Genomic DNA, 11,547 nt, shown 5'->3' on the forward strand with positions numbered 1-11,547 from the left:
GATGGACGATAATATTTCCGTTTCGACGGCGGCGCCTTTCTGCACCGCGCAAACCGTCCCCCAGGCCATCCGGCTGGCGCTGGGATCGGTCTCGACGGAGAGTTTGCGGCCCGCGCTGGTTAAGGTTCGCGAGGCGGTGGAAGCAGAACGGTATCGCTAGCAGCAGGGCGGCCGTTACGCCTTCGCGCAGGCCGCCCCGCGTCTCTATGCGACTTGGGGCGCCAGCCGATAGTGCGACTGCACCAGACCCGAAGAGAAGCTGCGGCTTGATAACAGCGTCAAATCGATATCCTGGGGCAGGGATCCGAACAGCGGTTTGCCCGAACCGAGCAGGACGGAAACGGTCGTGATAATGATATCGGCGACCAGCCCTTCGCGCAGGAACGACTGGATCAGCTGCCCGCCGTCGAGCCAGTCACTCAAAACAGGCGCTGCGCTCCCAGCACTCGTCGCAGCTCGGCGAGCGGCAGACGACCTCTCCCTGCTGAAGCAGGCAGCGCTGGCGGTAGAAGAACTTTTTCCAGCGCATATTGTGTTCGTTCATCACCACCAGCTGCGGAAAGCAGTCGCTCATCAGCAGGCGCAGCTCGGCCCGTGACGCCAGGCCAAGATCCTGCCAGAGATGGTTATAGGCCAGAGAAACCTCGGCGACGATCTGCGCCATCGGCCCGGCATCCTGCTGCATCCACCCCGCCAACCACGTAGCGAGCTGCCTGCGCTCCTCTTCGCGGGCGGCGTTCAGCTCCGCCATCAGGCGGCGGCGGGTAAGCGCCTCGCCGTCCAGCGGCGTTTCGACCTGAGCCAGGCTCTGACCTAATGCCAGCCAGTCGCTCTGGCTGAGCCCCATCCGCAGGGGAAAGCTGCCTTTCCCCGCGTGATAGAGCAGCCACAGGCGGTTTAGCCAGTCATGCGGCGCCATCAGGCGCCCCCCTGCTGCGCCAGCGCTGCGGGCCAGCTGCCCCGACGCTGCTGCCACCAGTCGGGGAGCACCTCGGAAACCGGCCGCCATGCCCCCTCGACGCAGGGCTCAATGCCCGCCTGCTCCAGCTTTTGCCACGGCGCATGGCCGATGCGCACGCAGAATACGGCTTTCACGTCCGCCAGCAGCGCCAGGATCGCCGCAAACCTGGCGTCGTTATCCTGCGGCTCGCAGCCGTCGCTGCCGTGGCAGTATTTCGGCGTAAACCGCTCATTGACCAGTACCATGCCGGCGGCCGACAGGCTGTAGATATAGAAGCGGTCGGCGTGACCAAAATGGCTGTCAATCACGTCTCCGCTGCCTGAGGCAACCGCAACCAGGCAGGCGTCGTCGGCCTCGGACTCTCCACGGGTGGCGATGCTGGCGTGAAGCCGGGCGCGCTGATGGAGAATAGGCAGCCAGGCGGGAAGGCTTGCGGCGGCCGGCAGCTCGGTAAACTGCTGGCTGCGATCCTCCCCCAGCATACCGATAGCGTCGGCGCGGCACTGATGGCAGTGGGTCATCTGCGGCATTACTTCGCCGCAGCGGCTGCGGGTGGCGGCAAGCATTTCGGCATCCGGCTCCGGCTGGCCGTTAAGGCCGAAAACCGTGCCGTGCTCCGGTCTGGCGATCAGCGGCATAATATTGTGAATAAAAGCGCCGCTGGCCTGCAGCCGACGGCTGACGTCGGCCATACCGCTGTCGTTAATCCCCGGGATCAGCACCGAGTTTATCTTCACCAGCACCCCTTTGGCGGTTAGCCTGCTCACGCCCTCCAGCTGGCGGGCGATGAGGATCTCTCCGGCCTCGCGCCCGCTGTAGCGCTCGCCGTCGAGCCAGAGCCAGGCATAAATTTGCGCGGCAACATCGGCATCCAGGGTATTAATGGTGACCGTAACGTGGTCAACGCCGACATCCAGCAGGCGATCCGCCGCGTCGGGCAGCATCAGGCCGTTGGTCGACAGGCACAGCTTCAGGTCCGGCAGCTGGTCGCGTATCAGCTCGAGGGTGCGGAAGGTGCGGGTGATATTGGCGAGCGGGTCGCCGGGACCGGCGATCCCGACCACTGAAAGCTGCGGGATGGCCTCGGCGACCTGGCGTACTTTGAGCACCGCTTGCTCAGGCGTCAGCAGCGTTGACGAGACGCCGGGGCGGGATTCATTGCTGCAGTCGAACTTGCGGTTACAGTAGTTGCACTGCAAATTGCAGGCGGGAGCGACCGGCAGATGCATCCGCGCAAAGCGGTGATGACCGCTGCGGGAATAGCAGGGGTGCGCTGCGGCCTTATCGGCAACGAAAGGCGTTAGTGCGCCGCTGTCCGCAGAGTGACAGGCTTTACCGGCAGGGAAAGAGGAGCAGGAAGTCATGGTCGTACCTTCATGGTTGGGCGATACCTTCCTGCTGCAAATGCTGTACCAAACGTCAGCTTTCCAACTAGCTGAAAATGAAAGAGAATATTGGGCGATAAATTGTCGCAATTCCGCCCCGTTGCTGACAATGTCCTGAACCTCACACGGCGGGTCAGATTCGCGGCATGGTGATGTCCATAATCTGGATCCGATAGGCGACCTGGCGCGGCGTCATCCCGAGCAGGCGCGCCGCTTTGGCCTGCACCCAGCCGGCTTTTTCCAGCGCGGCGATCAGCCGCTGGCGCTCGTCGAGGGTATTATCGAGCCAGCCATCCTCTGACGGGCCGCTGGCGGGGAGCGCTTTCGGCATCGTGTCGTAGTGATTGAATAAAATCACGTCCCGGTCGATCAGCCCGCTCTCCGACATCACCGCCGAACGCTCAAGGCAGTTTTCCAGCTCGCGAACGTTTCCCGGCCAGCTGTACTCCATCAGCAGGCGGATCGCGCCGTCGCTGATCCGCAGCGACCGCCCCTGATTGTGGGCGATTTTACGGACCAGAAAGTGTGCCAGCTCGGCGATATCCTCCTGGCGCTCGCGCAGCGGGGGCAGGGCGACGGGCATCACGTTGAGGCGATAGTAGAGATCCTCCCGGAAATGCCCCAGCCGCACCTCCTCCTCCAGATGGCGGTTGGTCGCCGCGATGATGCGCACGTTTACCCGCAGGGTTTCATCGCCGCCCACGCGCTCCATCTCTCCCTCCTGCAGGATGCGCAGCAGCTTGGCCTGGAATGAGGCGCTGCTTTCGCCGATCTCATCGAGAAACAGGGTGCCGCCGTCCGCCAGCTCAAAGCGGCCTTTGCGCTGGCGCACCGCCCCGGTAAAGGCGCCTTTCTCATGGCCAAACAGCTCACTCTCCAGCAGGGTGTCCGGCACCGCCGCGCAGTTAAACTTGACGAACGCGGCGGCGGCGCGCGGCGAATTATGGTGAATGGCATTGGCAATCAGCTCCTTGCCGGTTCCGCTCTCGCCGCGCACCAGCACCGTGGTATCCCAGCGGGAGACCTGACGAATAATCTCCATAATCTGGCGCATTGCCGGGCTTTTGCCGACCATCGTATCGAGGCCAAAACCGCGCGCAGGCGCGCAGGTACGCGGCCGCTCGGCCCTGGCGAGGGGCTGAGCTGGCTGCTGCGCGGAAGTCGGGAGGATCATCAGGCGAATGGTCTGGGCTATCAGGTTAGCCACGGTTTCAAGAAACCGCGTGCAGGCCGGGAGACGCTCGTCCTGGCGCACCATCGGCTGGGCCGATAGCACGCCAATGGGCTGAGAGTTGGGTCCCATCAGCGGCACGGCGATAAACGGCAGATCGTAATCATAGAGGCTGAGGCGATCGAGAAAGCGCCGATCGTCGGCGACGCGCGGCAGCACCAGCGACTGGCCCCGCGCCAGCACGGTGCCAACCAGTCCTTCCCCCGGCCGGTAGCGAATCTGCGTACTGCCCGGCAGCGTCTGGCCATCCGTCTGCTGTAGCGCTTCGATGCTGAGAATTTCCTGCTCGCTATCGTAAAGGCAGATCATGCCGTGCTGCATAAAGGCGTCGTTGTACAGCACGCTCAGCACCTCCTGGAGCGTCTTGCTGGCCTCGGTGGCGCGACTCAGCACCACGCTGATGCGCTGCATGGCGGTGAACTGTTGAGAGAGGTCGAAGCGCCTGACGGTGGTGTCGGGGTCGGGTTTGTGGGTCATAGCTCGCCTCCGTTTAGGGTGTTAAAAAGGGGGAAACGCAGCACAAGGCAGGTTCCCCCCTGCGGACGGGAAGTGAGTTCGATAGCGCCGCGATGGTGGGCGACCAGGGTCTGGATGAGCCGCAGCTCCATCCCCTTGCCGGGAGAGTTTAAGGCGTCGGGGGAGTGGGTATAGCGCACCTGCAGCAGCGGCACATTGTCGTTGAGGTAGAGTGAAAGCCAGCCCTCTTCCTCTTCGGCGTAGAGCTGCATCTCCAGCGGCACGGAGGGCAGCTCGGCGGCGAGGGCCAGCGTGCGGTCAAACCACAGGCTTAAGCAGGCCAGCAGCTGCGTGCGCTGGCCGAAGCCGATCAGGTGCGGGGAGGCCATATCGACCAGCAGCACCCCGCGATCGTCGAAGCGGGTGCGGTAGAGCGCGCACAGATCGTCGAAGAAGGGCTGCAGCGGCCAGGCGGCGTTGCTCTCCAGCGCCAGGGAGGGCCGGCAGCGCTGCAGGCGCGCCATCGCCTCTTCGCCTTCGCGCCACGCCGCCTCCAGCGCCACGTTACCGCCGCCTTCACCGTTCAGCCGGCGGGCCGCCGCCAGCATGTTGATCGGACAGTTAAGCTGAATGAGCGCCGCGTCGAGCGACTCGCGAATGGCGGCCAGCAGCTTACCGGCGGTCATCTGCTGCTTGAGCCGGTCGAGGCGGCCCTGCTCGTGCTGCTGGCGCTGCTGCGAGCAGTCGGTGATAACGACCAGCGTCCGCGCCGGGGCGCTATCGACGAAATAGCGGCTGGCTTCTTCGCTGACGCCGGGCAGCGCCCAGCAGGCGGCGACCGCCAGCAGCGGCCAGGTGGCGGCGTGCAGGCTTCCCGCCAGCCAGATCATCGCCGTCTGCACGTCGCGGACGTCGGCGGTGGTCATAAAAATGCCCACCGCCGCGGCCAGCGTCCAGGAGACGCCGATACCGATCAGGATAAAGCGCGGCCGCGAGCAGTCGCGCGCCAGGGCCAGCACCAGCAGCGCCACCAGCACGCCGCCGGCCATTCCCGCCAGCGGTCGCCACGCCAGCGCCGTCGCCGGGAAGAACAGGATCAGCGCCAATACCACCACGCTGGCCCCCTCCTTGACGCCGATAAGCCCCGGGTCCGCCAGCCCGTTACGGGTGATGCTCTGCATCGCCGCGCCGGCCATCCCCAGCATCGCCCCGCACAGCAGCGCCATAAACAGCCGCGGCAGGCGGATATCGAACAGAATAAAGCGCTGCTGTCCGCTGAGGCTATCCGCATCCAGCAGCGCGCGCAGCACGGTCCCGGAAGGCAGCGGAAAGCTGCCGCGCGTCAGGCCAAACGCGCCGAGAATGGCGATCGCGGCGAGTAGCCCGGCGGCGCTCTTCAGCGCCGCCGGGCGCAGCAGAATATGACGACTCCCCGCAGTCAGCGGGCGGAATCCGGCACGACGTGCGGCGCTTTTCATTTAAAGAACCTCGCGGCAATAAAGATAAACAGCGGCGCACCCACCAGGGCGGTCATCGCCCCGGTCGCCAGCTCCTGAGGCGCCACCAGGGTGCGCGCCGCAATATCCGCCAGCACCAGCACCAGAGCGCCCACCGGCGCCGCCAGCGGCAGCGCCAGGCGAATGTCCTCGGTAATCAGCCGCCGCACCACGTGCGGGACCACCAGCCCGACAAAGCCGATCGGCCCGGCAACGGCGACCGCCGAACCGCACAGCAGCGCGATGGCGGCGAGCCCCAGCAGCCGGGTCTGGGCAATTTTCACCCCCAGCCCGAGGGCGACCTTATCCCCCAAAGCCAGGACGTTAAGCCGCGGGGCGATGGTGAGCGCGATCAGCAGCCCGCCCAGCGACGGGATCAGCGCCGCGCGCAGCGTTTGCCACTTCAGCCCGGCCAGATCGCCCGCCAGCCAGGTGCGCATCGCAAGCAGCGTTTGTTCGTCCAGAATCAGGACCGCCGCGGTCACCGCCGACGCAAAGGCCGAGAGCGCCACCCCGCACAGGGTGATGCGCAGCGGCGTCATACCGCCGCGTCCGGAGGAGGCCAGCAGCATCACGGCGCCAAACAGCAGCCCTGCGCCGCAGGCGGCGGTCAGCGGGCGGCCGAACGCCGCCTCGCCGAGGCCCAGCGCCGAGGTCGCCACCACCGCCAGCGACGCGCCGGCGTTGAGGCCGAGAATGTGCGGTTCGCCGAGCGGATTGCGGATCACCGTCTGCAGCAGCATGCCCGCGACGCCGAGCGCGGCGCCGGTCAGCAGCGCGGCGGCCAGGCGCACGAGGCGTAAATCGACGATAATCCGCTGGTCAAAACTGCGCGGATCGTAATGGAGCAGCGCCTGCAGTATGGTGGGCGGCGCAATCCAGCGCGCGCCCAGCCCCAGGTGCACCAGCGAGCCGCCGATCAGCAGCAGGGTCAGCACCACCACGGCCAGCCGCGGCCGGGCGCGTCGGCGCCGGAGCATCAGCGCGCCGGCGCTCATTGTCCGGCCGCCTGGCGGGCGCGAAAGGGCATAAAGAACGGTTTACCGGTTTGCGGGTTCAGCGACATCTGCACGTCAACGTCAAACACCGTTTTAATCAGCTCTGGCGTACAGGTTTCATTTTCAGCAATCACTCCGGCAATGCGCCCCTGCTTAAGAAATACCAGCGTATCGGCATAGTTCACCGCAAAGTTCAGGTCGTGCAGGACGGTCACCACCGTGCGCCCGTGTTCGCGGGTCAGGGTCTGCAGCAGCTCGAGAATATCGACCTGATAGCGCAGATCGAGCCAGGTGGTGGGTTCGTCGAGCAGAATAGTGGCGGTTTGCTGGGCCAGCGCCATCGCTATCCAGCAGCGCTGGCGCTGGCCGCCGGAGAGGCTGTCCACCGGCAAATGAGCGAACTCAGCGGTGCCGGTCAGCGCCAGCGCCTCCTCCACCGCCCGCTCGTCGTCGGCCGACCACTGGCGCATCAGCCCTTGCCAGGGATAGCGCCCGCGCGCGACCAGCTCGAAAACCGTCAGCCCTTCCGGGGTGAGCGGCGACTGGGGCAGTATCCCCAGCCGGCGCGATACCGTCCGGGTGGGCAGCTCGTGGATAACCTCACCGTCGAGGCGTACGCAGCCGCCGAGCGGCTTGAGCATTCGGGCGATGGTCGATAGCAGGGTCGATTTCCCGGAGCCGTTGGCCCCGGCCAGTACCGTCATTTTGCCGTGGGGGATCGTCAGATTAATATCGTTGACGATAAGGGTCTGGCCGTATCCGGCCGACAGGGAATCCAGCACAATCCCCTGCTCTGCAGGCATCACCCGCTGTGGCATAACTCGCTCCCGCACCGCAGCGGCGTGGCATCAGGCCCGCACGGACTGCACTCAAACAAAAATACATCTCATTCTCTTTTGATCATGATGTGAATGAATGTAGTAGTCAATACTCTGTTTTACGCGCAGCGAAAAGTCACTACCGGCAATCTGGCGTAGCGGGACAACCTCAATTAAACACATTAAAAACATAATGATAAACACATCTTTCGCAGTTCATTCCGCCGCCAAAACGCCGCTTTCGCCGGCAGCATTTTTTTATCTTACATAACGTTTACTACTACATTGCTACGTGATTGAATGATTCTCAATTACATATCCGGGCGCGAATTATGGCGGTTCACGGATAGATAATATTTTTAAGGGCAATGATTTAATTGGCTTTATCTGTCCGCAAAGGACGGATTCGTTCACGAGAAACAGACAAATGACGCAATCAACTGTCCCTTTCACGACATTGAAAGGGCGTGCACTTTTTTCACTGATTTTTTTGGGTTCGTTTACCTCTCCGGGGATTATCGCCGCACAAACCGCAGCGGAAAAAGATAAAAATGCCGCCGACGAAACCATTACGGTAGTGGCCGACGGTGCGCAGCAGAACGCCACCAGCGGCTATCAGCCCCTCAGCAGCGCGACCGCGACGCTGACCTCAATGCCGCTGCTGGATATCCCGCAGGTGGTTAACACCGTCAGCGATCGGGTGCTGGAAGATCAGCACGTCACCTCGCTTGACGAGGCGCTGTATAACGTCGCCAACGTCGTGCAGACCAATACCCTCGGCGGCACCCAGGACGCCTTTACCCGCCGCGGTTTCGGCGCCAACCGCGACGGTTCTATTATGACCAACGGGCTGCGCACCGTCCTGCCGCGCAGCTTCAACGCCGCCGCCGATCGCGTGGAGGTGCTGAAAGGCCCGGCCTCGACGCTGTACGGCATTCTCGACCCCGGCGGGCTGATTAACGTGGTGACCAAACGCCCGGAAAAAACCTTCGGCGGCTCGATTTCGGCGACCTCCACCAGCTTTGGCGGCGGCACCGGCCAGTTTGACGTCACCGGGCCCATCGAAGGGACGCGCCTCGCGTACCGGGTCATCGGCGAATATCAGAATGAAGACTACTGGCGCAGCTTTGGCAAAGAGAAGAGCAGCTTTATCGCCCCTTCCCTGACCTGGTTTGGCGACCGCGCCACGGTCAACGTGGCGTACTCGCATCGCGACTACAGCACGCCATTCGATCGCGGGACGATTTTCGATCTCAATACCAAAAAGGCGGTCAACGTCGATCGTAAAACCCGCTTCGACGAGCCGTTCAATATTACCGACGGCTACTCCGATCTGGCGCAGATTAACGCCGAGTACCGGCTTAACGAGGCCTGGACCGCCCGTTTTGACTACGGCTACAGCCAGGATCACTACAACGACAACCAGGCGCGGGTGATGGCCTATGATTCGGCCACCGGCGACCTGACCCGCCGCGTGGACGCCACCCACGGCTCAACCCAGAAAATGCACTCGACCCGCGCCGATCTGCAGGGAGACGTGGTGATTGGCGGTTTCTACAACGAGATCCTCAGCGGTATCGCCTACGAGAACTACGATCTGCTGCGCACCGACATGATCCGCTGTAAGAATACCAAGGGATTCAATATCTACAATCCGGTCTACGGCACCGTCGATAAATGTACCAGCGTGTCGGCGTCCGATAGCGATCAGCGCATTCAGCAGGAGAGCTACGCCGCCTACGTGCAGGACGCGCTCTACCTCAACGATAGCTGGATCGCCGTCGCCGGCGTGCGCTACCAGTATTACACCCAGTACGCCGGCAAGGGGCGTCCGTTTAACGTCAATACCGACAGCAGCGACCAGAAGTGGACGCCGAAGTTTGGCCTGGTCTATAAGCTGACACCGACCATTTCACTGTTCGGTAACGTGGCGCAGTCGTTTATGCCGCAGTCGTCCATCGCCAGCTATATCGGCAACCTGCCGCCGGAAGAGTCCACCTCCTATGAGCTGGGCGCCAAGTTTGAGCTGTTCAGCGGCGTGACCGCCAATATCGCCCTGTTCGATATCGATAAGCGCAACGTGCTGTACAACGAAACGGTCGGGGATGAAACCATCGCCAAAACGGCGGGCAAGGTGCGCTCGCGGGGCGTGGAGATGGACGTCGCCGGGTCGCTCACCGACAACCTGAGCATCATCGCCAGCTACGGCTATACCGACGCCAAGGTGCTCGACGATCCGGACTACGCCGGCAAGCCGATGCCGAACGTGCCAAAACATACCGGCTCGCTGTACATGACCTATGACGTGCATAACGTCTACGCCGGCAATACCCTGACCCTCGGCGCGGGAGGACACGCGGTCAGCAAGCGTTCCGCCACCAACGGCGCGGACTATTACCTGCCGGGGTACGGCGTTGCGGACGCGTTCGCCGCCTACAAGATGAAGCTGCAGTATCCGGTCACCCTGCAGGTTAACGTCAAAAACCTGTTCGATAAGACCTACTACACCTCTTCGGTCGGCACCAATAACCTGGGCAACCAGATTGGCGACCCGCGCGAAGTGCAGTTTACGGTGAAGATGGACTTTTAAGCGCCCGACGCTCTCCCGGCGCAGCGCAAGGTTGCCGCCGGGAGAGACGCCCCATCGCCAATCCTACCAGTCCTCCGCCTGGCCCAGGATGCGCAAAATGTCCTGCCGATGGCCGACCAGCTGCGGATTATCGCGGTGGCGCGGGAAAGGTAGCGGCAGCGTAAATTCGGCAATAATCCGCCCCGGACGGGGCGACATCACCAGCACTCTTTCACACAGCAGCAGCGCCTCTTCGATATCGTGCGTCACCAGCAGGCTGGTATAGCCCTGCTGCTGCCAAAGCGCGATCAGCTCGCGCTGCATGCCGATGCGCGTCAGGGAGTCCAGCTTGCCTAAGGGTTCGTCGAGCAGCAGCAGCCGCGGCTCGTTGAGCAGCGCCCGCGCCAGCGCCGCCCGCTGGGCCATCCCGCCGGAGAGCTGACGCGGCCAGGCGGCGCTAAACGCCTCCAGCCCCATCCGCGCAATCAGCGCGTCGGCCTTTGGCTCCAGCCCTTTTCTCCCCTGCGCCTGGGGCCCGAGCAGCACGTTTTGCCGCACCGTCAGCCACGGATAGAGGGTTGGGTCCTGGAACACCAGGATCCGCTCCGGCCCCGGAGCCCCCATGCGGCGGTCGTCGATCTGCATCTGCCCGCTCTGCAGCGCCTCCAGCCCCGCCAGCAGCCGCAGCAGGGTAGATTTCCCGCAGCCGGACGGCCCCAGCAGCGCCACGCTCTCTCCGGGGCGCAACCGCAGGCTGATATTCTCCAGCACCGGTACCGTCTGGCGGCCCAGCGCAAAGGCGTGGCTCAGGTGGGCGATGTCGATGGCCGCGCCGGCCGGCGTCGCCGTGGTCGTTACCATGTCATGCCTCCTCGCTGCCAGCTCAGCAGCCGGTCGCGTAAAATAAACAGTCCGCTAATCAGGCCGGAACAGAGAAAGGCCATCACCAGCAGCGCGGCGTACATGTTGGGATAGGCCGCCCAGCCCTGCGCCCACTGCAGATAGAAGCCGATCCCCGATTTAACGCCGACCATCTCAGCGACGATCAGCACCGAAAACGAGGCGCCTAATCCCATAAACAGCCCGACGAAGACGTTCGGCAGCGCCGCGGGAATGGCCACCCGCAGGATCAGAAAACGCTGGCTGGCCCCCAGCGTGCGCGCCACGTCGTACCAGGCTTTGTCGATGCTCACCACCCCGGACCACGTCAGTACGGTGACCGGAAACCAGGTGCTGAGGGCAATTAAAAAGACGCTGGCCCCGAAGCTGGAAGGAAAGATAAACAGGCACAGCGGCAGCAGCGCCGTTGACGGCACCGGCCCGAGCAGGCGCAGCACCGGATGCAGCCAGTAGCCGATGCGCTGCGACCAGCCAATGGCCAGCCCGCTGATAAAACCGCTGGACGTTCCGAGCAGCACTCCGAGACTCAGCAGGCCCAGCGAGTGCAGCAGGCTATCGAGCAGGCGCGGCCAGTCGTCAAACAGGACTTCAATCAGCGCCTGCGGTGGGGCAAAAAACGGCACCGGCAGCAGCGCGGATTTCGCCGTCAGCCACTCCCACAGGCCGAACAGCACCGGCAGCAGCGCCAGCCATTTCCCGGCATGCTGCAGGCGCCCGCCCCGCTGGCGCCAGT

The 11,547-nt window shown here is 63.7% G+C and carries 9 protein-coding genes and 1 pseudogene; 1 reads left to right on the forward strand and 9 read right to left on the reverse strand.

The features are described 5' to 3' along the window. Positions 1-204: 204 nt before the first annotated feature. The 7 genes and pseudogenes from PFH44_RS19790 to PFH44_RS19820 form a co-directional block, all read right to left on the reverse strand. Positions 205-414, reverse strand: a pseudogene (locus PFH44_RS19790) (dihydrofolate reductase family protein); the annotation flags it as partial. 1 nt (position 415) lies between these two features. Beyond that, on the reverse strand, positions 416-919 hold the full coding sequence (locus PFH44_RS19795; protein ID WP_283825901.1) for a nitrogen fixation protein NifQ: 504 nt from the start codon (positions 917-919) through the stop codon (positions 416-418). Then, positions 919-2,325 (reverse strand): nitrogenase cofactor biosynthesis protein NifB, encoded by a 1,407-nt coding sequence (gene nifB, locus PFH44_RS19800; protein ID WP_283825902.1) that lies wholly within the window; start codon positions 2,323-2,325, stop codon positions 919-921. The genes PFH44_RS19795 and nifB overlap by 1 nt, the downstream gene beginning before the upstream one ends. A 154-nt stretch (positions 2,326-2,479) precedes the next feature. Then, complete coding sequence (nifA, locus tag PFH44_RS19805; protein ID WP_283825903.1) at positions 2,480-4,054, reverse strand: nif-specific transcriptional activator NifA; 1,575 nt, start codon at positions 4,052-4,054, stop codon at positions 2,480-2,482. Further along, positions 4,051-5,511 carry an iron chelate uptake ABC transporter family permease subunit gene (locus PFH44_RS19810; protein WP_283825904.1) on the reverse strand — a complete coding sequence of 487 codons (1,461 nt, stop codon included), beginning with the start codon at positions 5,509-5,511 and terminating at the stop codon, positions 4,051-4,053. Before PFH44_RS19810 ends, nifA begins: the two co-directional genes overlap by 4 nt. Further along, on the reverse strand, positions 5,508-6,527 hold the full coding sequence (locus PFH44_RS19815; protein WP_283825905.1) for a FecCD family ABC transporter permease: 1,020 nt from the start codon (positions 6,525-6,527) through the stop codon (positions 5,508-5,510). The genes PFH44_RS19810 and PFH44_RS19815 overlap by 4 nt, the downstream gene beginning before the upstream one ends. Continuing rightward, positions 6,524-7,345 (reverse strand): ABC transporter ATP-binding protein, encoded by an 822-nt coding sequence (locus tag PFH44_RS19820; protein WP_045858792.1) that lies wholly within the window; start codon positions 7,343-7,345, stop codon positions 6,524-6,526. Before PFH44_RS19820 ends, PFH44_RS19815 begins: the two co-directional genes overlap by 4 nt. Before the next feature lie 427 nt (positions 7,346-7,772). On the opposite strand from PFH44_RS19820, the gene PFH44_RS19825 reads away from it, so the two are divergent. Further along, complete coding sequence (locus PFH44_RS19825; RefSeq protein ID WP_283825906.1) at positions 7,773-9,935, forward strand: TonB-dependent siderophore receptor; 2,163 nt, start codon at positions 7,773-7,775, stop codon at positions 9,933-9,935. 63 nt (positions 9,936-9,998) lie between these two features. On the opposite strand, the gene PFH44_RS19830 is transcribed toward PFH44_RS19825, so the two are convergent. Together PFH44_RS19830 and PFH44_RS19835 are read right to left on the reverse strand one after the other, a co-directional pair. Continuing rightward, positions 9,999-10,775 carry an ABC transporter ATP-binding protein gene (locus tag PFH44_RS19830; RefSeq protein ID WP_283825907.1) on the reverse strand — a complete coding sequence of 259 codons (777 nt, stop codon included), beginning with the start codon at positions 10,773-10,775 and terminating at the stop codon, positions 9,999-10,001. Beyond that, the coding region (locus tag PFH44_RS19835; RefSeq protein WP_283825908.1) for an ABC transporter permease at positions 10,769-11,547 on the reverse strand (779 nt) is incomplete at its 5' end. The genes PFH44_RS19830 and PFH44_RS19835, both read right to left, overlap by 7 nt.

Origin of the sequence: Klebsiella sp. Ech2A (genome assembly GCF_030078455.1) — a bacterium.
GTDB lineage: Bacteria > Pseudomonadota > Gammaproteobacteria > Enterobacterales > Enterobacteriaceae > Klebsiella > Klebsiella terrigena.